The 22260-nt window shown below is 62.5% G+C and carries 21 protein-coding genes; 12 read left to right on the forward strand and 9 right to left on the reverse strand.

Annotation, left to right across the window (positions count from 1 at the left end; genetic code table 11):
• Nucleotides 1–155 precede the first annotated feature (155 nt).
• The 5 genes from IRI77_RS03900 to IRI77_RS03920 all read left to right on the forward strand — a co-directional run bounded on the left by IRI77_RS03900 (nucleotide 156) and on the right by IRI77_RS03920 (nucleotide 3362).
• Entirely contained in the window at nucleotides 156–836 is a 681-nt protein-coding gene (locus IRI77_RS03900) for a hypothetical protein (RefSeq protein WP_194450775.1), read from the forward strand.
• Between the two features lie 40 nt (nucleotides 837–876).
• Entirely contained in the window at nucleotides 877–1353 is a 477-nt protein-coding gene (locus IRI77_RS03905; protein ID WP_194450776.1) for a hypothetical protein, read from the forward strand.
• A gap of 53 nt (nucleotides 1354–1406) precedes the next feature.
• Nucleotides 1407–1547 (forward strand): globin family protein, encoded by a 141-nt coding sequence (locus tag IRI77_RS38550; protein WP_194450777.1) that lies wholly within the window; start codon nucleotides 1407–1409, stop codon nucleotides 1545–1547.
• 230 nt (nucleotides 1548–1777) lie between these two features.
• The gene (locus tag IRI77_RS03915) at nucleotides 1778–2470 is read left to right on the forward strand and encodes a DUF1326 domain-containing protein (protein WP_194450778.1); all 693 of its coding nucleotides are present in this window, start codon (nucleotides 1778–1780) and stop codon (nucleotides 2468–2470) included.
• A 109-nt stretch (nucleotides 2471–2579) separates the two neighbouring features.
• Nucleotides 2580–3362 (forward strand): hypothetical protein, encoded by a 783-nt coding sequence (locus IRI77_RS03920; protein WP_194450779.1) that lies wholly within the window; start codon nucleotides 2580–2582, stop codon nucleotides 3360–3362.
• Between the two features lie 12 nt (nucleotides 3363–3374).
• On the opposite strand, the gene IRI77_RS03925 is transcribed toward IRI77_RS03920, so the two are convergent.
• Nucleotides 3375–4547 (reverse strand): M24 family metallopeptidase, encoded by a 1173-nt coding sequence (locus IRI77_RS03925; RefSeq protein WP_194450780.1) that lies wholly within the window; start codon nucleotides 4545–4547, stop codon nucleotides 3375–3377.
• Nucleotides 4548–4586: 39 nt separating this feature from the next.
• Nucleotides 4587–5855: a helix-turn-helix domain-containing protein gene (locus IRI77_RS03930; RefSeq protein WP_194450781.1), complete on the reverse strand. Its 1269-nt coding sequence runs from the start codon at nucleotides 5853–5855 to the stop codon at nucleotides 4587–4589.
• Nucleotides 5856–6244: 389 nt separating this feature from the next.
• Here IRI77_RS03930 and IRI77_RS03935 point away from each other — a divergent pair, with 389 nt between their 5' ends.
• The 3 genes from IRI77_RS03935 to IRI77_RS03945 are packed head-to-tail and all read left to right on the forward strand — an operon-like array spanning nucleotide 6245 to nucleotide 10481.
• Nucleotides 6245–8932: a valine--tRNA ligase gene (locus IRI77_RS03935; RefSeq protein WP_194450782.1), complete on the forward strand. Its 2688-nt coding sequence runs from the start codon at nucleotides 6245–6247 to the stop codon at nucleotides 8930–8932.
• Entirely contained in the window at nucleotides 8932–9771 is an 840-nt protein-coding gene (gene nadC, locus IRI77_RS03940; RefSeq protein ID WP_228486585.1) for a carboxylating nicotinate-nucleotide diphosphorylase, read from the forward strand. Before IRI77_RS03935 ends, nadC begins: the two co-directional genes overlap by 1 nt.
• Complete coding sequence (locus IRI77_RS03945; RefSeq protein WP_194450783.1) at nucleotides 9768–10481, forward strand: biotin--[acetyl-CoA-carboxylase] ligase; 714 nt, start codon at nucleotides 9768–9770, stop codon at nucleotides 10479–10481. Before nadC ends, IRI77_RS03945 begins: the two co-directional genes overlap by 4 nt.
• 7 nt (nucleotides 10482–10488) lie before the next feature.
• Here IRI77_RS03945 and IRI77_RS03950 read toward each other — a convergent pair whose 3' ends face one another.
• The gene (locus tag IRI77_RS03950) at nucleotides 10489–10785 is read right to left on the reverse strand and encodes a hypothetical protein (RefSeq protein WP_194450784.1); all 297 of its coding nucleotides are present in this window, start codon (nucleotides 10783–10785) and stop codon (nucleotides 10489–10491) included.
• 140 nt (nucleotides 10786–10925) lie between these two features.
• Between IRI77_RS03950 and IRI77_RS03955 the strand changes: the two genes are divergently transcribed.
• Entirely contained in the window at nucleotides 10926–11693 is a 768-nt protein-coding gene (locus tag IRI77_RS03955) for a type III pantothenate kinase (protein WP_194450785.1), read from the forward strand.
• Nucleotides 11690–12388: a magnesium transporter CorA family protein gene (locus IRI77_RS03960; RefSeq protein ID WP_228486586.1), complete on the forward strand. Its 699-nt coding sequence runs from the start codon at nucleotides 11690–11692 to the stop codon at nucleotides 12386–12388. The genes IRI77_RS03955 and IRI77_RS03960 overlap by 4 nt, the downstream gene beginning before the upstream one ends.
• A gap of 481 nt (nucleotides 12389–12869) precedes the next feature.
• On the opposite strand, the gene IRI77_RS03965 is transcribed toward IRI77_RS03960, so the two are convergent.
• Nucleotides 12870–13778 (reverse strand): FkbM family methyltransferase, encoded by a 909-nt coding sequence (locus IRI77_RS03965; protein ID WP_194450786.1) that lies wholly within the window; start codon nucleotides 13776–13778, stop codon nucleotides 12870–12872.
• 58 nt (nucleotides 13779–13836) lie between these two features.
• On the opposite strand from IRI77_RS03965, the gene IRI77_RS03970 reads away from it, so the two are divergent.
• Nucleotides 13837–14463, forward strand: a complete 627-nt coding sequence (locus tag IRI77_RS03970; RefSeq protein WP_194450787.1) for a thymidine kinase — start codon at nucleotides 13837–13839, stop codon at nucleotides 14461–14463.
• Between the two features lie 81 nt (nucleotides 14464–14544).
• A complete protein-coding gene (locus IRI77_RS03975; protein ID WP_194450788.1) occupies nucleotides 14545–15453 on the forward strand; it encodes a hypothetical protein in 909 nt (302 codons plus the stop codon).
• 66 nt (nucleotides 15454–15519) lie between these two features.
• On the opposite strand, the gene IRI77_RS03980 is transcribed toward IRI77_RS03975, so the two are convergent.
• The 5 genes from IRI77_RS03980 to IRI77_RS04000 form a co-directional block, all read right to left on the reverse strand.
• The gene (locus tag IRI77_RS03980) at nucleotides 15520–18048 is read right to left on the reverse strand and encodes a bifunctional YncE family protein/alkaline phosphatase family protein (RefSeq protein ID WP_194450789.1); all 2529 of its coding nucleotides are present in this window, start codon (nucleotides 18046–18048) and stop codon (nucleotides 15520–15522) included.
• A gap of 74 nt (nucleotides 18049–18122) precedes the next feature.
• Nucleotides 18123–18353 (reverse strand): hypothetical protein, encoded by a 231-nt coding sequence (locus IRI77_RS03985; protein WP_194450790.1) that lies wholly within the window; start codon nucleotides 18351–18353, stop codon nucleotides 18123–18125.
• A 13-nt stretch (nucleotides 18354–18366) separates the two neighbouring features.
• Entirely contained in the window at nucleotides 18367–19347 is a 981-nt protein-coding gene (locus IRI77_RS03990) for an FAD binding domain-containing protein (RefSeq protein WP_194450791.1), read from the reverse strand.
• Nucleotides 19347–21491, reverse strand: coding sequence for a xanthine dehydrogenase family protein molybdopterin-binding subunit (locus IRI77_RS03995; RefSeq protein WP_194450792.1), 2145 nt, complete (start codon nucleotides 21489–21491; stop codon nucleotides 19347–19349). The genes IRI77_RS03990 and IRI77_RS03995 overlap by 1 nt, the downstream gene beginning before the upstream one ends.
• Nucleotides 21484–22128 carry a (2Fe-2S)-binding protein gene (locus IRI77_RS04000; protein WP_228486587.1) on the reverse strand — a complete coding sequence of 215 codons (645 nt, stop codon included), beginning with the start codon at nucleotides 22126–22128 and terminating at the stop codon, nucleotides 21484–21486. The genes IRI77_RS03995 and IRI77_RS04000 overlap by 8 nt, the downstream gene beginning before the upstream one ends.
• Between the last annotated feature and the right edge of the window lie 132 nt (nucleotides 22129–22260).

A 22260-nucleotide genomic window follows, 5' to 3' on the forward strand; every position in this document is an offset into this window, starting at 1 on the left:
ATAATACTTCATCCGGCTGCAACTCGTTGCTTCTGTATGGAGTTTGTTGCGTTACGTAACTCGTCCGGAACCGTGCCGTGACTCCCCGCGGCGCGGAAAAATCAGGCAATCTTGATTCCGGCGCGCGGTTTACCGCGAGCAGGAAAGGAAGGCGAATGAAGAGGATCCTTTGGGGGATCGCGGCGGCCTGGCTCTCGTTACCAGCGGGCGCGACCACGCTGACCGGGGTGAACCTGTATGGCACGGACGCAACGGGTGCGGCGCACCTGGATCCGGCCTACTGGAGTACGTCCGGAGGCGGGGACGGAGCATTCGTGTGGGACGGCTCCAACTGGTCGAATCAGGTGCGGACGCCGGACCTGAACTATGTGCTGACGCCTGGATTCTACGGTCTGGATGCATACGGAGAAGGGCATCCCGATCTGGCGTTCGTGGCCGTCAATCTCTACTTCAACGGCAATACGGCCGGCGCGCCGCACATCTCGATGTTGACCGTCCCGAACACCGGAATCTATGACGTCAATCCGGCGGCAACCAACTTGAATCTGCCCGGCTCCGGCAATAAGCCCAGCGGGCAACTTTGGTTCGACGACGGAGTGAACCGGGTGGACGTGATCGGGGTGTGGTGGTTCAACACGGGGGTAGCGGACGTGGTGGGTCCGGACGAAGTGGGTCAACTGGTGGGATCGGCCCACACGTTGGACAGCTTCGCGCACATTCTGTTGCAGGTTTCGCCGTCGCAGGTGTCCCAGACGCCAGAGCCTGCTTCCGCCTGCCTGACGATTTCAGGCCTGGCGGGGCTGCTGCTGGCGGCCCGCTGGACTCGTAAGCAATGATTTCGAACAATTTACCGAAGGAGCTCGGAGGAATACCCAAATGAAGAAGACAGTGTTGATTGCGCTGATGAGCGCGTGGATGGGCCTGGTTTCGGCGCCGGCGTTTGCAGCCGGTCCGCCGGCCCTGGCAGTGAAGGACGTCGACAATGGGGCCCGGCAGCCCTGGTCGTTTACCGGAAGCGTGCAGATGTCGTACCCGGATTTCATCGGAGGCTCAAATGAGTACATTGTGCCCGCCGGCAAGCGACTGGTCGTGGAGCAGGTCTCGGTGCGCGTGAAGGCGCCACAGGGGCAACTGTTCCACGGCTATGTGAACACCAACCTGAGCGGAGGCCATTTCTTCGACATTCCGTACAAGGGAAAGTTCTATGCGGACGGGTTGAGCGTGGGCAATACCTTGCTGCGGATGTACGTGGCTCCGGGCGATCACTTCTCGGTGTCGATATTCCGGGCCGGGAACGACTCCTCGGCTTCGGTCGAGATCAGCGCGTCAGGCTATCTAGTCGATCTGCCCTGATCGGTGATTGCCATGGGGCATCCCTGCTAGATCGAATTGGAGGAGCGGCGGCCGTGCAAGCGGCCGTCGACCTTTTGCACCAACGCGTGTTGGCGGATGCCGAAGTGGCCCCGTTCTTCCTGAGAATCGATCTGGATCGGATTCGGCGGCATCAGCGGCTCTTCCTGGAACAGTTCACCTGCTGGAGGCCCTGACGGCATTGGGCTTGGAGGAAGAGTTGACTGCGGAGGTTGTTTTCGCAATCGCACTGCTGGCGCGGGGCGTGTTGAATACTCAAGAACATCCTACGTTTTCAAGCTGATAGGGGAAGTCTGCATCGCACGGTGGACGGGGTACATCCTAATGAGGGGGAAGTCCGATTCCAGGGCCGGGTACAAGGCGCTATCCTGGGATCAGTTCACTTCTCATCTGGGAGAAACATACGATGACGCAGCTCTGGAAGACGAGTGTCTGTGCAGTGGCGCTGGCGGCGCTGGGCATGGCCGCCGAACCTGCCACTGAAGTCTCCGGCAATTATGTCGAATCACGCACGGCCGATGTGTACGTGGGTGCGTGTTTTGCCAACTCCGAGGTGCAACTGGTCGGAAACCTGGCGGTTTTCGGCTGGCAGATCAACAAGGGCGCCTGGAAGGGCGTGTCGCTGGACGGCCTGAATGTGGCCGCGGCGGTGCGGGCCAATTCCACACTGGGCGACAGGACGGGCGAGCCCTACCCGGTGAAGGCTTATCTGATCGTCGACCAGAAGGCGAATCTCGAGCAGCGGCAAGCGTTGAAAGAGTTCGCGCAGCGGATGACGGGCGACCTGCTGGCAGACATCGTACGGATTGACGCGCTGCCGATCTCGTTCGAAGTGGCCAACAACAACATCCACGAAAAGCGCGTGACGCTGAATGCAGGCACGCTGGCCGAGATCCGGACCCGGGCGCTGGTGGATAGCGATTCCACCTGCGGCCATGAGGCGACGGTGTACGATCCGCTGTCGAAGACCGAGCACGCGATGCCGGCTTACACCATGGAGAGCAAGTTCAGCGGTTCGCCGACCGGCGACCTGAAGGCGCGTTGGACGAGCCTCGACAAGCGCAGCGCGTATGTCGGCACGTTCCATGTGACTGAGTAGGAACCTTTACAGAATCATGTAGTTGGTGGGGGAGCCCGGCGCGGCTCCCCTTTTCTTTGTCCTGAAGATTGCCTCAAACAAAGACAAAAAGATCCGATTACATGATATTATGGGTCAGTTGAAACTCGCGCCCCTCATTCTTCCCCTTGCCTTCAGCCCGTTGTTTGCGCAGGCTGTGTCGAACGATTCCGCGCCGTCCAATCGTCCGGCGCGCAGATGGGTGACTACGGTCTCATCCGGTTTCGCTGATTGCTTTCAGCTCACCCTGGGTGGACTCTTCGGCGAAGGTCCCGCCTGGCAGACGAAGGTGACGACTGGAATCAGCAACGCGATCGTGAAGGGCGACATGCTGTACCTGCATGGTTGGAATACCCACGACGCCCCGTCTCACTCGAATGACTGGATGGCAGGCCTGGCGTACAAGGCGCCGGTCTGGAAGCATAGAGACCAGTTTCTCAGCCTCGGAACTGGTTTCTACAAGCTTCGTTTCCCCAGTGTGAAGACCGGCGTCAATGACTGGATGATTCCGATCAACCTGCAGTACCAGGCCAAGCCGATGAAGCTGCCGATCCTGGTGACGAGTGATGCATGGACGCTGCCGACCAGCACGATCCAGCGGGGTACGCTGCTGCACACGCAAGGCTGGTTCATTCATCCACTGTTGAAACGGGATGACGTGCAGGTGCAGTTCCGGCATGGACCGGCGCACACGCACTCATGGGGTTTCTGGGGGACGAATGGCGAGCGGATCTGGCGCTACCAGACGATGCTGGTGATCTCCTGGAAGAATACTTCGCTGGAGGGCGGCTACCGCAAGCAGTGGGGGCAGCAGCCGGGCATGCAGAACAACAACTACTGGCAGTTCGCGCTCACCCGCACCTTCACGATGTAGTCCCGGGCGGGACTACATCAGGCGCAGCAGCTCACGCTGGATCTCTCCGGTCACTTCGGCTGAAGTCTCGTGCCGGAACATGTTGATCTCGCTGCGGATGCCGAAGTCGCTGAGGTAGACGCCGGGCTCCACTGAAAAACACGCGCCAGGGATGACCAGGCGTTCGTCGTGCGTCTCGTAGTTGTCCATGTTAGCGCCGTTGCCATGCACCTCTTCGCCGATGGAGTGGCCGGTGCGGTGGAAGAAGTGCTCGGCCAACCCTTTCTCGACAAGGTGGTTGCGGCACGCGTCATCCACCTGGTAGCCCCGGAGAGTCTTGCCGGCATCCACCGTCTCTTTTACGCATTGAATGGCCGCGTCGCGGGCGCCGGTGACGGCGGCGAAGACGTTCAGCATGGCGTCGGTGGGCACGGCTCCGCAGAAGCCGGTCCAGGTGATGTCGTAGTAGATGGCTCCGGGCTTGTCGAACTTGGCCCAGAGGTCGATCAGCAGCAGGTCGCCGGGTTTGATGGCGACGCTGTTTTCGGGTGAGGGCGAGTAGTGCGGGTCGGCCGCATGCGCGTTGACGCCGACGATGGGGCCGTGGTCAGTGAACAGGCCCTCCGCTTTGAACGATTCGAGCAGGAACTGCTGGATCTCGATCTCGGTGACGGTCGTGCCGGAGGCCAGCGCCTGGCTGACCTTGGCGAAGGCGGCGCGGCGGATGGCGTCCACCTTCACACCGGCGGCGATGTGCGACTCGTACTGTTCCTGGGAGCAACGGGCTTCAAAGAGCTGGATCAGGTTGGCGGAGGTGACGATCTCGACTCCGGTGGAGCGGACGAGTTCCAGAGTCCCGCCATCGACGTTGGCCACGTAGGGCACGGCGCAGTTGGGCGAGTACTGCATGGCGACGGTCTTGTAGCCGGCCAGCAGGGCGGCCAGGGCTTCGCGTTGCTGAATCCAGCCGGCATATTGGCGGCGGGCTCCGGGCAGGTCGCCGAGCACCTTGGATTCAATCTTGTGCACAAGTCCAACGGGTTCACCGTGCGCGGGAATCAGGTAATACCAGCGGCGGGTGACCATCTGCGCGGGTTCGTATTGAAGAACCCGGTAGGCCAGCGGGTCGCGATGGTGGTGATCGAAGAACAGCCAGGCGTCGAGCCCCTCCTCGCGAAGAGCTTGCTGGATCTCGGCAATGCGCATGAGTCTAATGTATTACGCGGGACCGGCGGAGTGCAGGATCTAAGGATGGACAATCCGGATCTGCTTCTTCAGCGCGTTGAGTCCTTCCGGACCAAGATCGCGGGCCATCTGCTGCTCGGCGTTCAGCCGCATGACGGCGGAGTTGAATGAGGCAGACGGCGCGACGTCGACGGCCTGCAACTGGGGGTTCAACGTATAGAGCAGGTAGCCCTTCTGGCCCTCGAGCGATTCATGGACAGTGATCTGGAGGAGATTGCCGACCAGATCCATTGTTTCGATGAAGTTGAAGGGCTCGTTGCGGCGGTTGAGCGGGGTACGGGGGAAATAGATCACCGTCTTTTCCGTACCGGGCGGCAAGCCGCGCAGGTGGACCGGGCTGGCGGGCCTGTCGGGCGGCGGAGTGCCGTGGACATTGCGGGGGTCGAAGACGAGGAGGACGGCCTGTGAGGAGGACTCCCGGATGCCACCGACCAGAAGCTCGTAGATGCCGTCATTGTCGAGATCCGCCGCGCGCACCACGTTCATATGGCCAACCTGCCAGTATTCACCCCGCGGGCGTCCGGTGGCATCGACGACCAGCAGGACGGAGGGGCTCATGGTGTGGTGGACGAAGACGGCCGCGGTCCAGAGCGTGGAGTCGTGTTCGGGCGAAGGGAATGTTGTGAAACTGCGGACGACGTAGGGAGGTGAAAACTCCCTGGTCCCGGTTTGGACCGGTTTAGTCACGGAAAGTTGCCAACGGGTTTCCCCGCCGGAGGAAAGACAATAGAGATCCCAGCCGAGCGATTCGCGCTGATTGTGCGGGTATATGCCGATTGTTTCAATTTGGCCGTCATGATCAAGATCCCCGAGCCACGGGATCCGGGGGCCTACAATGTCGGGATCATTGGCGACCGCAAAGGGGAATTCGCGGCGCCAGATTGTGCTTCCATCGGCTCCGAAGGCGGTGAGGGTGTTGCCGTTCCAGGTGGCGTAGGCGGGCGGGCGCTTCACCCAGGCGTGACGCTTGTCCCAGGCGAGGAAGCCTGCCAGCAGCAGGACGGTGAGGCTGAGCGCCGCTGTGATTCGCTGCAGAATCAAGACATTGGCCCACCAGGGAATCTCGCTCAAGCGGCGGCGGCGCCACTCAAGGAGGTCGGACTCGAGGGCGGCGACGCGCTTGCCGTCGCGCTGGACCGGGAGTCCGCGGGTCTTTTCGTAGATTTGCGCGGTGCGGACACTAATGCCGAGAAGGGCCGCGATCTCTTTCCATGAAGACAGCAGGCGGGGCGGTGTGGATGCTTCCTGGCCGGGAGTCTCTTTGCCCATCAGTGAAAAATAAGTTTATCATTTTTATGATAAATGGATCCCGGAAGCGGCCTCAATAATAAGAAAGGAGGAAGGAGGTGAAACTGGCCGATTGGGATCATCTGCGAGGCGTGGCCGGGTCTTGCCGGAATTCTCTTTCCGCACTACACTGAGAATGTTCATTGCTGCGAGACGCCCATGTGCATCCAGCTGAGTTCTCTCTCCACGGTGCCCGCCTCCGCCGAAGTCCTTGTACCGGTGGCGGCCGGCGTGCGTCGCGCCTAGCCGCCTGCTCCGCGACGAGCCCCCTCTTCTCCCATCGAAATTACGCGGCCAAGCCGCGGTGTGTACCGGGAGCGCCCCATTCCCAGGGGCCGGAAACGCATCGCGTGATAAAATAAGAGTTTCCCATGCAGCTTGATAAAGTCTATGAGCCTCAGCGGTTTGAACCGCACTGGGCCCAGTGGTGGATTGACCGTGGATTCTTCCATGCGCCCTCTTCCAGGCACGAGGGCCGCGAGATGTTTTCCCTGGTGATTCCACCGCCGAACGTGACCGGCAGCCTGCACATCGGTCACATGCTGGAGCACACGGAGATCGACGTCACCACCCGCTGGCACCGCATGAAGGGCGACCAGACGCTGTGGCTGCCGGGTCAGGACCACGCCGGCATCGCCACGCAAATGGTGGTGGAGCGCGCGTTGAAGGCGTCTGAAAACATCACGCGTCACGACCTGGGCCGGGAAGAGTTCGTCAAGCGCGTTTGGCAGTGGAAAGAGCAGTACGGCGGCACCATCATCAACCAGATGAAGCGCATGGGCGACTCGTGCGACTGGTCGCGCAACCGCTTCACGCTGGACGAGGGGCTGTCGCGCGCGGTGCGCGAGACGTTCGTGCGGCTCTATGAGAAGGGCCTGATCTACCGCGGCGAGTACATGGTGAACTGGTGTCCCCAGTGCCATACGGCGCTGTCGGACCTGGAAGTGGTGCACGAAGAGACGCAGGGCAACCTGTGGCACATCCAGTATCCGGTGAAGGATATGCCGGGCCGCTTTGTGACGGTGGCGACCACGCGTCCGGAGACGATGCTGGGCGATACCGCGGTGTGCGTGAATCCGGAAGACGAACGCTACTTCGACCTGCATGGGAAGAGCGTGATCCTGCCGCTGACGGGCCGGGAGATCCCGGTGATCTGCGACGAACTGGCGGATCCGAAGTTCGGCACGGGTGTGGTGAAGGTCACGCCGGCGCACGATCCGAACGATTTCGAAGCGGGCAAGCGCCACAACCTGCCGCATGTGAAGGTGATCGGGCTCAACGGCGAGATGACGGCGGAAGCCGGCGCGTATGCGGGGCTCGACCGCTTTGAGGCGCGCAAGCGCGTGCTGGCGGATCTGGACTCGCAGGGCCTGCTGGTGCAGACGGCCGCGCACCAACTCAGCATCGGCCGCTGCCAGCGCTGCAAGACCATCGTGGAGCCGCTGGTGTCGAAGCAGTGGTTCTGCAAGATGAAGCCGCTGGCCGAGCCGGCCATCAAGGCCGTGGAAGAGGGCCGCATCGTCTTCGTGCCGGAGAACTGGTCGAAGACCTACTACGAGTGGATGTACAACATCCGCGACTGGTGCGTGTCGCGCCAGTTGTGGTGGGGCCACCGCATTCCCGCGTGGCATTGCGGCGAGTGCGGCGAAGTTACGGTGTCGCGGGAAGACGTGACGGCGTGCCCGAAGTGCGCGTCCACGAACATCACCCAGGACCCCGATGTGCTGGATACGTGGTTCTCCAGCGGGCTGTGGCCGTTCTCCACGCTCGGCTGGCCGGACAAGACTCCGGAACTGGCTGCGTATTACCCGACGACCGTGCTGATCACCGGCTTCGACATCCTGTTCTTCTGGGTGGCGCGCATGATCATGCTCGGCATCGAGTGCATGGGCGATGTGCCGTTCAAGACCGTGTATATCCACGGCCTGGTGCGCGACGCCGAACGGCAGAAGATGTCGAAGACGAAGGGCAACACGATCGATCCGCTGGTGGTGACAGAGCAGTACGGGACGGACGCCGTGCGCTTCGCGCTGCTGCGCGGGGCGGCTCCGGGCACCGACATTGTGCTGAGCGAAGAGCGCATGGTGAGCTCGCGCGCGTTCTGCAACAAGATCTGGAACGCGGCCCGGTTCATCTTCCTGCAGATGGAGAAGGTGGGCGTCGAGAGCCTGGAGATCCAGAGCCTGGCGAGCCATGTGGCTCCGGCGGAGCGCATCGAAGGCGCGCTGCCGCTGGAGGACCGCTGGATCTTCCACCGGCTGAACGAGACGGCGGCCAAGATCCACGCGGCGCAGGAGAACTTCCGGTATCACGAGGTGGCCGACCTGATCTGGGGCTTCCTCTGGGATGAGTTCTGCGACTGGTACCTGGAAGTGAAGAAGTTCCGCATCCAGCAGGGCGAGCACATGCATGCGCACCTGCGGAACCTGCTGACGGTGTTTGAATTCGCGCTGCGGCTGCTGCATCCGGTGATGCCGTTCCTGACTGAGGAGCTGTGGCAGCGGTTGATGAAGAAGTGCGACAGCCTGCCGGAGTCGATCTGCCTGGCGGCGTTCCCGCAGGCGCAGGACTCCACGGCGGATCCGCAAGGCGCGGCGGCGTTCGCGCTGCTGCAGGAGATGACGGTGGCGGCGCGCGGGCTGCGGGCCGACCAGAAGCTGGATCCGAAGGCGACGCAGGACGGGTTCCTGTATCCGGCCAACGAGACGGCCGTGATGCTGGGCGCGACCGAATTGCCGCTGCTACAGGCGCTGACGAATACGAAGTTCGAAGTGGGCGCGGCCGGGGCGGAGAAGGCTGCCGGCGCTTCGCGCGCCACCAACGACTTCGAGATGGTGTTGAAGTTGAGCGGCGCCCAGGTCGACGCCGTGCGCGGACGCCTGGTGAAGGAGATCGAACAACTGCAGAAGGTGATTCAGAACAGCCAGAAGCAGTTGGGCTCGGAAGCGTTCGTGGCCAAGGCTCCGGCGCATGTGATCGACGGAATCCGGTCGAAGCTGGCCGACTACGAGGCGCAACTGGCCAAGAGCCAGGCGGCCCTGACGGATCTGGGGGCCTGATGGACTTCGACATTACGCATCCGCAGGTGATGAACGCCGTGGCTCGGGCGATGGAAGAAGACATCGGCCTGGGCGATATCACCAGTGAACTCACCGTGCCCGGCGACCAGCAGGCGTCGGGCGCTTTCTTTGCCCGCCAGCGCATGGTGGTGGCGGGCATCGAACTGCTGGAAGTGGTTTACGGGCTGGGCGGCGACGGGGTGAAACTGGAGATTTTGAAGCCCAGCGGATCCCATGTTGAGCCCGGTGAGTGCCTGGCGCGAGTCGAGGGGCACGCACGTACGCTGCTGCGCTGTGAGCGGACTGCCCTGAACTTTGTTCAGCGCTTGAGCGGTGTGGCCACGCTGGCCTCGCGGTTCGTGCAGGCCGTGGCCGGCACCAAGTGCAGGGTTTTGGATACGCGCAAGACCACGCCGGGGTTGCGGATCCTGGAGAAGATGGCGGCGGCGGCCGGTGGGGTGACGAATCACCGCATGGGTCTGTTCGACGCGATTCTGATCAAGAACAACCACATCACGGCGGCCGGCGGCGTGCGCGCGGCGCTGGAGGCAGTGAAGGGCCAGCCGATTCCGGTGGAGATCGAAGTGCGGACGATGGAGGAGCTCGACGAGGCGCTGGGCTGCGGAGCGACCCGGCTGCTGCTCGACAACCTGACTCCAGACGAGGCGCGGCAGTGGATCGCGCACATTGCGGGTCGGGCCTTGGTGGAGCTGTCGGGCGGCATCACGCTGGAGACCGTGCGAGCGTATGCGGAAGCTGGGGCGGATTATGTATCCAGCGGATCCATCACGCACTCAGCACGGGCAGTGGATATCAATTTCCGGTTGACGCTGGCATGAGACGGACCGAGTGGCACCAGAGCATCGATTCGACGATGCACCGCGCGGCGGAGCTGGCGGCGGAAGGCTGCCCGGCCGGCACCATAGTCGGAGCCGACATCCAGACGGCGGGACAGGGCAGGCTGGGCCGGACTTGGCACTCCAACGACGGCGGGTTGTACTTCACGATGATCCTGCGGCCCAAGGTGGAGATGCGCGACCTGCCCATGGTCACAATGGCGAGCGGCGTGGCGGTGGCGGATGCGCTGCAGATGTTTGCGGGTGTGAGCGTGGATCTGCGCTGGCCGAATGACGTCATGGTGGGCGAGCGCAAGCTGGTGGGGATCCTGGCGCAATGGCATGCTGGAGCGGTGCTGGCCGGTATCGGGCTCAACGTCAGTCAGTCTGCGTTTCCGGACGATGTGAAGAACATCGCTACGTCGCTGGCGCGCGAGACGGACCGGATCCACAACAAGCAGGTGTTGCTGAAGGCGATTGCGGCGTCGGTGGAGACTCATGTCGAGATCCTGGAGACCAGCGGCGTGACGGCGATCCTGCGGCTGTTCGCCAATGCGTCGTCGTATGTGTCGGGCAAGCGCGTGAAGGTGGAGCTGCCGGGCGGCGATGTCGTTGGTACCACGGCCGGATTGACTCCGGACGGGTTCCTGCTGCTGCGCAAGGACGACGGCGAGGAGATCACGATCACCGCAGGCGGCTTGCGGCCTGTCTGATCAGGACTCAGGGGCTGGTATTTAGCGGGAAGGCATAATTGCCGGACTCCGCAGAGAAAAGGCGATCGCCGAAATTAGCTGCCTTAATTTTCAGGGTGCCGTCCGCGTTAATTGCCAGAGCGCTGAGAGTTTGCTGGTTCCGGCGATACTCCACCAGGAACTCCTTCTTTTCCGCGTAGTGCTTTGCGGCGCGATCAATCAGTTGCTTCGCCTCAGGAGCGGCCTGCCGCCATGCCTGGATCCTATCTAAAAGGAGACTGAAATTGCGGGACGGTTTCCAGGGCTTTTGGGTATGGATATGCACCGGATTGACCAGGCCTCGCGGAGCGGATCGCCGCCCGTGTCTCCACAGGCGCCACATGGACGGAGCACAACCGCCGGCGTGCCTGCGGCCACACCTGGAGTGCTTCAATGCTAGCCTGAGGGTTCATCGATTTCACTGCCATGTTGCTCGCTATTGACGCTGGGAATACGAACGTTACGATTGGGATCTTCGACGGTCCGCGGATCATCACCCGCTGGCGCCTGCGCACCGTCCATGACCAGACTCCGGATGAGTGGGGCATCAAGCTCCGCAGCCTGTTTGCGTTGGAAGGATTGCCCCTGGAAAAGATCAGCGGCATCATCGCCGCTACCGTGGTTCCGCCGCTGGAATCGTCGCTGACGGGCATGGCCCGCCGCTACTTCCCGGTGGAACCCATGTTTGTCACCGGGCATACAGAGACCGGGCTGAACATACTCTATGACAATCCGCGCGAAGTGGGCGCCGACCGGATTGTGAACGCCGTGGCCGCCATCGCCAAGTACGGCGGACCGTGCATTGTCGTCGACCTCGGCACCGCCATTACCTTCGACGCCGTCAGTGCGAACTCAGAGTATTTGGGCGGCATCATCTGCCCGGGCATCGGGATGTCGATCCAGGGGCTGTTTACGCGTACGGCGCGGCTGCCCATGGTCGATTTCCGCGATCCTGAGAAGCTGATCGGGACCAACACCGTGGTGAGCATGCAGTCGGGCCTATACTACGGCACCATCTGCATGATCGACGGGATTGTGGAGCGCATGATCGCGGAGATGGGCAAGGACACAAAGTCGGTTGCGACCGGCGGGCAGGCGTCGTTGATCACAAAGGGCTCGAGGTTCGTCAAGATCGCCGATGAGGATCTTACGCTCGAAGGCCTGCGCATGATCTGGGAGCGGAATCGCCAGTGACCGAGCAAAAAGACGACGGCTCCTGGCGGCTGAACTACTTCAATTACTTCACCGAGGTGGAGGAGCACTTCCAGCGCGCCCGGGCGAGTGCGCTGTTCCTGTTGTCGCCGTTGGACTGGGCCATGGTGGAGAGCTGGAAGAACTCAGGTATCCCGCTGGAGGCCGTGTTGCGCGGCATCGATGCCTCCTTTGAGAAGTGGCGATCGCGCAAGCAGAAGACGCAGATGGTGAACTCGCTGGCCTATTGCACGCAGGCGGTGATGAAGGAGGCGGAAGCGATGGCCAACAACATCCCATCGAGCGCGGTGGGTGCGGCTGAAGAGTCGCCCTTCCCGCTGGAGGCCGTCAAAGCGCACCTGGCGAAATGCGCTGAGGCATTGCGCGCCGCTGCTGGGTATGAGCAGATGGCGGAGTCGCTGGACGCGCTGCTGACTGGGATTGAAGAGCATTTCCAGCACCTGGAAGAGCTCGACCAGCGGCTCACCGCACTGGAAGACAAGATGTCGGCCATCGCGCGAACCCGTCTATCCGAGGAAGAGTTGTTCCGGATGCGGCGGGAACTGGATCTGCAATTGAAGCCCTACCGCGGGAAAATGACAGCCGACCAGCTTATCCGGTTGGAGAAGACTTACCTCGATAAAAAAGTGTACGAGCACTTCCGTCTGCCGAGGCTGAGCCTGTTCTACATGAGCTGAGGGGAGCAGCGTAGATTGCGGCCCGAAAACCCGCTTGAGTTAGTACCAATGGGGCTAGTTCCCGCCTCTTTTGGGCGGCCGCAATGCTTATCTTACTCCTTTGATTACAAGAGCTTAATCAGATTTGTTCGATCCGCAACAAAGACCACGCAAAATGTACACATTCAATGTGGCGGAGGGATACAGCCGGGAAGCATTGTGATATTATCTCCAGTAGAGCGTACATCTAGTACGAGTAGGCCAGCATTCCTCCGATTCAAGCTGGCTTTGTGCCGGTGGGGATCTTCCTCCGAGTCCCCACCGGCCTTTTTATTTCCAATGAGTTAGGTAGAGCAACAGGGCTTCCGGCCCGGCTTGCTGAGCGGGGCCTCCGCCCAGGCACAACTCTCCTGCGCCCGTCGAATACCCGTTGCAACAGATAGTTCAGGACCGATTTCGCGAACTGGGACATGCCCTATGCGAAAGATAGCCTAAGACGGGCTCAGTGGAAGTACATGATGTCGGGCCGTACGCGATTCCCGACTGCGTTGCAGGGCCCGCATTCGGTGGTGTAACCCGGCCAGGCAGCCAGCACGCCCTTGGGCACTTCCACGGGGTGATCGTCCTGGTGATAGACGGAGAGCGACATGCGGGGATGGAACTTCGCGATGGTGGCCCGGCCGCCGGCCAGCGCTTTCACTTCCGCCCCTTCGATGTCCATCTTTACGAAGTCGACGCGCTCAAGCTTGAGTTCGTCCACCATTTTGTCGATGGTGGTGAGCGGAACCTTGGCTATGGCCTTGGCGCCCTTGCGGTGAATGACGAAGCTATCGGCCGCCTGGTTGTCTTCGTCCACCAGGAGCTCCAACGTATCGTCCTTATCCCATACGCCCTTGGGGTAGATAACGAGCCGGTTCTCGCCGATCTCCTTGGCGAAGTTGCGGCGCAGGCACTCCAGGTTGTCGGGCGCGGGCTCGATGGCGACGACGAGTTTGGCTCCGGCATCGAGGGCGAAACGGGCGAAGGTGCCGACGTTGGCTCCGCAATCGAGGACGATGTCTCCCTTGTGGACGAACTGTTCGCCGGTCCCATAGATATGGGTGGCTTCCTCAGAGAGATTGAAGGGCAGAATGAAGCGGCTGCCGGCGGGCGACCAGAAGTTGCCATAGGGCGTCTGGTACAACTCCAGTCCTTTGTACTCCTTCTGAAGCAGGCGCGTATGGGCCAGGATGCTGTCCTTGACGCGGGTGAGCTCCTCTTTCTCCGCCTGGATGGCCCAGGCCCTCTGGGTGGTGCAACCGTCCCCACGGCCGATCAGGACCAGCGCCCAATAGCGCAGCGGCGGGTGGATGGCCAGCAGGGCGACGGCGATGACAGCCACCGAAAGTACCAGGATTAAGAGTCGTTTCACAGGGTTCAATCTATCACGGCGGCCACCTTTATAGCTGCGCGGGTTATCCTGTCATACGATGGACTTTATCTCGGGTCATGTAGGTTGGATCGAGGTCGTCTGCGGTCCGATGTTTTCGGGGAAGAGCGAAGAGCTCATCCGGCGGCTGAGGCGGGCGCTGATCGCCCGCAAGCGCGTGCAGGTCTTCAAGCCTGTCATTGATATTCGCTACTCGGCGGACGAAATCGTGAGTCACGCCGACGTCAGAATGCGCAGTGAAGTAGTACAGGGGCCGGCGGAGATACTCACCCGGCTCGACTGGCGCACGCAGGTAGTCGGTATCGACGAGGCGAACTTCATGGGGCAGGATCTGGTGGGAGTGGCTCAGCAGTTGGCGGATTCCGGCAAGCAGGTGATCATCGCCGGCTTGGATACAGACTATATGGGCCGGCCGTTTCCGCCGGTGCCGGACCTGCTGTGCGTGGCTGAGTCCATCACTAAGACCCTGGCCATTTGCTTAAGGTGCGGCAATCCGGCCAAACATACCCAACGGCTGGTGGACTCCAGCGATCTGATCGTGGTGGGCGCCACGGGGATGTATGAGGCGCGCTGCCGGCACTGCTTCGATCCGGGGGCTCCCAGGCAGGAGTACCTGGACTTTAGTAGTCCCAGGATTATGTCTCCGGGCACGCCCCAAAACGGATGAAACCGTCTGACATGCCAACTACATCTATGGTGTTAGCATAGGTTTAGCAGCCTGACTGTTCAAAAAGAGAGGGATATCGAAGTGAGCGATCCACAATATGGCGCACCGCAGGGTGGCGGTCAGCCCAGCTATGTTTTGCCCGCACCGGCCTCCAGCGGCTCCGGTGTCAAGATGGCTATCCTGTTCGGCGCAGTGATCGCGCTGATCGCAGCCAATGTCTATCTGTTTCTCCAGATTGACACACTGAAGCAGGAGATGGCCAAGAACCGCGACTCCATCCTCGAAGAGGTGGGCCGCGTGAAGGAAACCTCCTCAGTTAGTTCAGCGGCGGCGCGGCGGAACATGGACACCCTGAAGGAAGAGCTGGAAGCAGCCCGCCGTCAGGCCTCGATGGCCGTCGGTCAGGCTAAAGTGGATGCCACGAAGCATGCCGAAGACTTGGCCGCCCGCCTGGCTCAACAGCAGAAGGCGAGTGAAGCCGCGATGAAGGGCCAGATCTCGAAGGTGGAAGAGGCCGCGACCACGGCGAACACCAAGATCGGCGAAGTGGCCACCGATGTCACCGGCGTCAAGACGGACCTCAGCAACACCAAGTCCGAGTTGGACAAGACGATCGCCAGCCTGAAGACCGTTTCCGGCGACCTGGGTGTGCAGAGCGGCCTCATCGCCACCAATGGCAAGGAACTGTCGGCCCTGAAGGCCCTGGGCGAACGCAACTACTTTGAGTTCAACCTGGCGAAGACGAAGGCCCCGCAGAAGGTTGGCGACATCTTCCTGCAGCTGAAGAAGACCGACAACAAGAAGAACAAGTACACGGTGGAGATCACGGCCGACGACAAGCGGGTGGAGAAGAAGGACAAGGGCGTGAACGAGCCCGTCCAGTTCTACACCTCCAAGGCGCGCCAGCCGTACGAAATCGTCGTCAATGAAGTGAAGAAGGACGTCATCGTCGGCTACCTGGCCACCCCCAAGGTCCAGTCCGCCCGTTAAACCTATTTGCTTCCGTAGTTTGAAAGGCCCGCCAGTCTCCACCGAGGCTGGCGGGCCTTTCCGTTTCTAGCGGCGGGCCTGCGTTTTCAGCACGGGATAAGGCTGGTCGTACCCCTTGGCATCCCACCACAGGATCTTGTTCAGCACGTCGCTGGGAATGTCGTCCACATCTTCCCAGTTCATGGCCGCCGATTGCTGGGCCGCCCACAGCTTGCGGCCATTCAGGGCCTTCAGCGGCGGATTCATCTGGTCCAGCGGGATCCGGTTGGGGATCGCCGTGTACGGCTCCAAGTTGGATTCGGGCGTGAAGACGCTCGTCATCGTGCGCGAATTCTGCAGGAAGACGGTGCGGGGTGGAATCTGGAACAGCTCCTGAATGGTCTTGACCATCGAGATCTGGTTGTAGTGGTTCGAGTCGACGACACCGCGCCGGATGTTGGGCCCGATGGCCAGGGCGACCGTTCGGTGCCCGTCGACGTGGTCTAGCCCGTCCTGCGCGTCGTCTTCCACCACCAGGATCAGGCTGTGCGCCCAGAACCGGCTCTTGGAGATGCCCTCGACGATGCGGCCCAGCGCCAGGTCATCGTCCGCCACCATGGCCTTTGGGGTCGGCGAACCGGGCCGGGTCCCGTTGGTGTGGTCGGAGGTCATGGTCAGGATGTTGATATTGGGCATCTCGCCGGACTTCTCGCGCTCGCCCAGTTCACGCAGGAACTCTTCGGCTCGGATCTGGTCGGTGATCACCGTGTCGTCCTGCGGGTAGCTGGGGCTCATCAATGGCTTCAGGGCAGGGAGACCGGCCGCGCTGCAGCCCACCTGATCGCGCCACTTGCCGGTTTTGTACAGATCCCAGTAGTAGCTCCAGCTCATCCCGGCGCGCTCGTGGATGTCCTCGGCCTGCTGGGTGGCGGGATCGAACTTCCCGGGCAGGCAGAACTCGCCGAAGATCCGTACCTTCACGTCCGGCGGCGCGCCCTGGAAGAAGAAGCCGGCGGGCGAAACGGTGAGCGCGTCGCTCATGTCCCACGCGTAACCGCGCGGCGAGGCGGCGAAGGCGCGTTGGGTGTAGTCGCTGACAAACGCCATCATCAGCCACTGGTGGCCGTCGAAGCTGATGGAACTCGAAGTGAGGAAGTTGTCGAGCACGACATAGCGCTCGGCCAGCGCGTGGTGGTTCGGCGTGACATCCCCGCCATAGATCGCCAGCTTCGGGTCGCCGTTCGCTTTGGCGATGTCGCCGAAGACCTGGTCGTAAGTGCGGTTCTCCTTGATGATGAAGAACACGTGCTGGATGCCGAGCGAGCGCAGGTTCTCCACGCCTCCGGCTGGGGTGAACTTCGGCTGATTGGCGGCTTTCACTTCCCGCAGTCCGGCCAGCCACTGGGCTTTATCCGGAGCCGGCATCGACTGGATCAGGCCTTCATAGGCTCTCGAATTGAAGTTGCCACCGGGCAGGGCGGTGTTGCCGGTGCCTTTGATGGAGACGACCCGCAATTTGCCCGCTGCGTCGATGGCGATGCCGGACGGGAACCAACCGGTGGGCAGGGCTCCTTCCACCTTGTTCTTACGAACCACGGCGACGGAATTGGTGCCGCCGCAGAGAACGTAAAGGGTCTGTCCGTCGGGGGCGTAGGCTGCGTTGGTTGGAATACTCCCACGCGTACCGTCGGGATAGCTGGGGATGCGCACTTCGCGCGTCTTCAAGGTGGCTGTGTCGACGAGGGTCACGCTGTCGGAGTGGCCGTTGGCCACCGCCAGTTCCTTGCCGTCTCCGCGGAGCGCCAGGCCGGAGGGCGCGAGGCCCACGGCTACTTCACGGGGCTGGGAGCCGTCGGGATCGATGACCGTCAGGGTCCCGCTGATGGATGAGCCGGTCACGGGATCGCTGGCGATCTTTGAACCGCTGGACGGCGCCAGTACGTCGCCTTCCTTCGGCCGGCGGCCGCCTCGGTTGGCGACAAAGATGCGGCCTGAGCGGGGCTCCAGCGCGACATGGAACGGCGCAATGCCAACCGGGATCTCGCGCTTCACCTGGCGCGTGGCGGCGTCGATCTCGGCCAGCGTGTTGTTGCGGCTGAAGGCGACGTAAGCCGTTGCGCCGTCCTTCGAGAAGGCGATGCCGATGGGCAGGGGGTGGGGCTTCAGTTCGACCCGCTCTTCCTTTGTGGGGGCGCCGCGATCATCCAGGGTGATGATCAGGAGCCCGTCAGGACCGTTGCGCAGCGTTTCGCTGGCCCAGACTTCACGGGTTCCGGGCCGGAAGGCCAGTCCGGCATACGAGGTGGACTTCGACTTCGTCTCGCCCAGCAGCGACATGGCCGTGGGGTCGAAGAAGACGACTCCCTTTGTATTCAGCACGGCCAGGACGCGCTTCTCCGGGTCGAAGGCCAGATCCACCGGCCGGCCCGCGATGGTAACCGGATCACCCCAGGGCTGCAGAAGTTGGGTGGTGGGGATCAGATAGACACCCCCGGGCTGCTTGCCGCCCCTGACGGTGCTCGACAACACCGCGAATACGCCTGTCTTCTCCGCTGTCACCAGCGCCGCGCCCGCCAGGCACAGCCCGCCCGCCGCCAACCAATACCCGAGTTTCACGCCTGCTCCTCAGTCAAAGAAAAAAGCCCGGGTCCCATTGAAGGGCCCGGGCTTGATTCTATCGTGTTCAGTCTCTACAACTCCCGGTAGCAGGTCCGGGTTTCGTTGCACTCATACTCATCGACCACTTTTGCGTCGGGGCCGATGCAGATCTGCGTCTTCTCGCACCAGAAAGCCCGGTCGTTGCCGTGCGGCACCGTTGGGTCCCACTCGGCCTCGACATACAGGCCTTTCCAGCGGAGACATTCACAGCGGTCATCGCCGATGCGCGTCAGGCCTGCGCGTTCGCCGTTGACGATTGCCATGCCGGGTCTCCTTTCAGCTCTTCACGCCGGCCGCGGCCAGCAAGGCGCGCTTCACCGCCACCGATGCGAGCTGCACTTTGTACGTATTCTGGCTGAGGGGTTTGGCGCCCTCCACCGCGGCTTTGCCCGCGGCCTCGGCCGTCTCTTCCGTGATCGCTTTGCCGGCCAGCAGACTGGAGGCTTTCTCCGCCCAGTAAGGCGTCGGGCCCACATGGCCGAGCACGATGCTGGCGGAAGCGACGGTCGAGCCCTTCATGGTGAGGGTGACCGACGCGGCGGCCAGCGGCCAGTCCATTGCGTCCTTCTGGCGGACTTCGTAGGTGGCGCTCTTTTCACCGGCCTTGACCGGGACCATGATCTCCGTGAGGATCTCGTTGGGCAGGAGGGCCACTTCGCGGGCGTCGTTGTTCGAGGGCGCGACGAAGAACTTCGCCGCATCCACTTCCCGGGTGCCGCCGGCCGAAGCCAGCTTCACCTTGGCGCCCATGGCTACCAGCGCGGGTCCGAAGCTCGAGGCGGAGACGAACTTAGCCGCTCCATCGCCGAAGATGGCGTGGTAGCGGTTGTCGCCTTCGATCACGAGGTCCTTCCCTTCGTGTTTGGGCAGCAGGCCGAAGCCGGCGCGGAAATACCAGCAGCGGGGCCGCTGGCACAGGTCGCCGCCCACCGTACCCATGTTGCGGATCTGCGGGCTGGTGATGCCGTGGGCAGCTTGCGTGAGCGCGGGGAGGGCGGCGCGGACAATCGCGTTGGAGAGCAGTTCGTCCACCGTCACCGCCGCTCCGATGCGCACGCCGGTGGCGGTCTTGGTGATGCCCTTCAACTCAGCGATTTCCTTGATGTTGACCACCCGCTTGGGGGCCACTACGCCGTCCTTCATCAGGCTCAACAGGTCAGTGCCGCCGGCCAGCACCGCCGCGTCGTCCCACCCCGAACCCAGCAGGGCCAGGGCTTCTTTCAGCGTTTTCGGACTTGCGTACTCGAAGGGTTGCATCAGGACTTCCTCCCGCTCAGCGCGTCCAGGACATTCATCGGGCTCATGGGCACCGTGGGCACCCGCGTGCCGATGGCGTTGGCCACCGCGTTCGAGATGGCCGCGATGCCGCCGATGGCCGGGGGTTCGCCCAGGCCGATCACGCCGCGCTTGTCGTTCAATTCATCGATTTCAAAGTGGACCACAATCTCGCCGATATCTTTGATGCCGGCCAGTTTGTAGAACTCCATATCCGCATTGAGCATGCGGCCGGTGAGCTCGTCCATGATGCGCTCTTCCATGAGAGCGCCGCAGATGGACATGATGCAGGCGCCGAAGACCTGGCTTTCCGCCGTCTTCGGATTGACGACCAGGCCGATGTCCTGGACGGCCACCAGCTTGTTCATCTTAACGACGCCGGTTTCCACATCGACGCTGACGTCGGCAATCTGCACGCCGCCCACGCCGCCCGTGTTCAGGCCTTCCTTGGCCGCCTCGCGGGGCACGTTGGAACCCGTCTCGGAGACGGTCTTCACGCCCAGCTTCTGGCAGGCCGCTTTCCAGGTCAGGCTCTTGGTAGCGTTGCCCTTCACCTGGATCTTGCCGTCCACCGCTTCGAGCTGGTCGGCCGGTGCGCCGAGTCCGCCGGCCACTTCGGCCAGCAGCTTGTCGAGCGCATTGACGGTCGCCTTGCGGGTGGACGAGGTGACGCCGCCCACGGTGGTGGATCCGCCCGATGTGCCCGACGGGGGATAGTTCGTATCGCCCAACTTGACGCGGATGTCAGGAACCCGCAGCCCCAGGGTCTCGGCCGCCACCTGCGCGATGATCGTGCGGGTGCCGGTGCCCAGGTCCTGCGAACCGAGTTCGACTTCCACGGTACCGTCGGGATGGATGGTGGTGCGCGCCGTCGAGTCGTGACCCGCGCCGCCCCACGTATTCACGCCGATGCCCAGGCCGCGCTTGATGGGGCCCTTGCCCGCATCGCCGCGCGGATGCCACAGCTTCTTCCAGTCGGAGAGTTCCGCGGCCTTCTTCAACTGGCGGACGTAGGTGTCTTCCCGCTGCGTCAGGTTGGCGTTCTTGATGAACATGTCCAGCGGGTCCATCTTGAGCTTGGCCGCCAGATCTTCCAGCGGAGCGCACGTCAGATAGGACGCCTGCTGGTGGTTGGGAGCGCGCCAGGCGCGGATGGGTGCCGTGTTCAGGCTGACCGCGGTGTGGTTCTGGCGCCGGTTGGGCACCTTCGTGAAGACATACGGGATGGGTGGGGATCCGCCGCCGCCGATACCGCCGGAGGCCCAGCTTTCGCTCTGCCACACGGTGAGGGTGCCGTCCTTCTTGGCGCCGAGCTTCACGTTCAGGAAGCCGGAGGGGCGGCAGCCGGCGATCATCAGTTCCGTCGGCCGATCCAGGAACAGCTTGACGGGCTTGCCGCCGGCGGCCTTGGAGAGTTGCGCCGCTTCCACACCCCAGCGGTCGGGCTGGAACTTGGAGCCGAAGCCGCCGCCGACGTGGTCCTGATGGACATGGATGTCGGTGGTGGGGATGCTCAGCAGGCGGGCGAGGTCGCCGCGGATGCTGGTGACGGATTGGGTGGAAGGGTTGAATTCGACTTTGCCGTCGGCACCCCAGCCGATGACCTGGCCGTGGGGCTCCAGGCAGCAGTGGGTCAGTGTCGGAATGCCGTAGCTGGCTTCCAGCGTGACGTCGGCTTCCTTCATCGCCTGGTCGGGGTCGCCTTCAAGCTGTTCGCCCGCCGGCTTGGCGCGGGTCCGCACCTTCTTGAGATCATTCTCGACTACGACGTGCGGCATGATGTCGTACTCGATCTTGATTTTCTGGACTGCGTCGCGGGCGGCCAGTTCCGTGCTGGCGGCGACCACGGCAATCTCCCAGCCGGCCCATTGGATTTCGGTGCCGGCCGGCGCGATGACGCGAACGGCGGCGACTCCGGCGTGTTTTTCGGCGGCGCTGGTGTCGATGGACTTCACCTTCGCGTGGGCGAACGGAGAGGTGAGCAGGACGGCATGCAGCATGCCCGGTTTGTTCAGGTCGGAGTTGTATTTCGCGCGGCCGGAGGCCTTCTCGATGCCATCGGTGCGGCTGAGGCGCTGCCCGATCACCTTCCGGCTGGCCATGGGCGGCCAACTGTAATTAGGCATTCGAGCCTCCCTTCATCATCTTGGCTGCTTCGAGGACGGCCTTGCGGACACCGACGTAGGTGCCGCAGCGGCAGAGATTGCCGCCGAGACCATCCTTGACCTGCTCGTAGGTCGGGTTGGGGGTGTGATCCAGAAATGCTTTTGACGCGACGACAAAGCCCGGTGTGCAATAGCCGCACTGCTGGGCGTCGTTGTTCACGAAGGCCTGCACGACGGCATGGGGCTTGCCGCCCGACATGGCAAATCCTTCGATGGTGGTGATCTGTTTGCCCTGTGCGTCGATGGCGAGGATGGAGCAGGCGTAGGAGACTTTGCCGTTGACGAGGACGGAGCAGGCGCCGCAGGTGCCGCGATCGCAGACGCGCTTGGCGCCCGTGATATCGAGTTGGTTGCGCAGTGTGTCGAGCAGCGTTTCGCGCGGCTCCACCGTGGCCTTCATTGGCTTTCCGTTAATGTTCAGGGTGATCGCTACCGCGCCCGGTCCCATGACGCCTGGAGGCGTTTGGGCCTGGGCCTGCTCTGGAAGCAGAGCTGGAGCAACGGCTCCGGTGACACCGATGCCCTGCATGAAACCGCGGCGGGAGAAACCGCGGCCTTTTCGCTTTTCCCGGTTCTCGGGATCGAGGATTTCACTCACGAACGAACCCCTTCCTTCCGCGTCCCGGCGCCAATTGCGCGCCTGACTCGAATCAGTAGAATTGTACCCGATTCAGACTGGCGCGATTGGGTTTACGAGACGAGGGTCTGAAACCGGCGAAGGGACACAAAT

This window comes from Paludibaculum fermentans, from assembly GCF_015277775.1.
Taxonomy (GTDB): Bacteria; Acidobacteriota; Terriglobia; order Bryobacterales; family Bryobacteraceae; genus Paludibaculum; species Paludibaculum fermentans.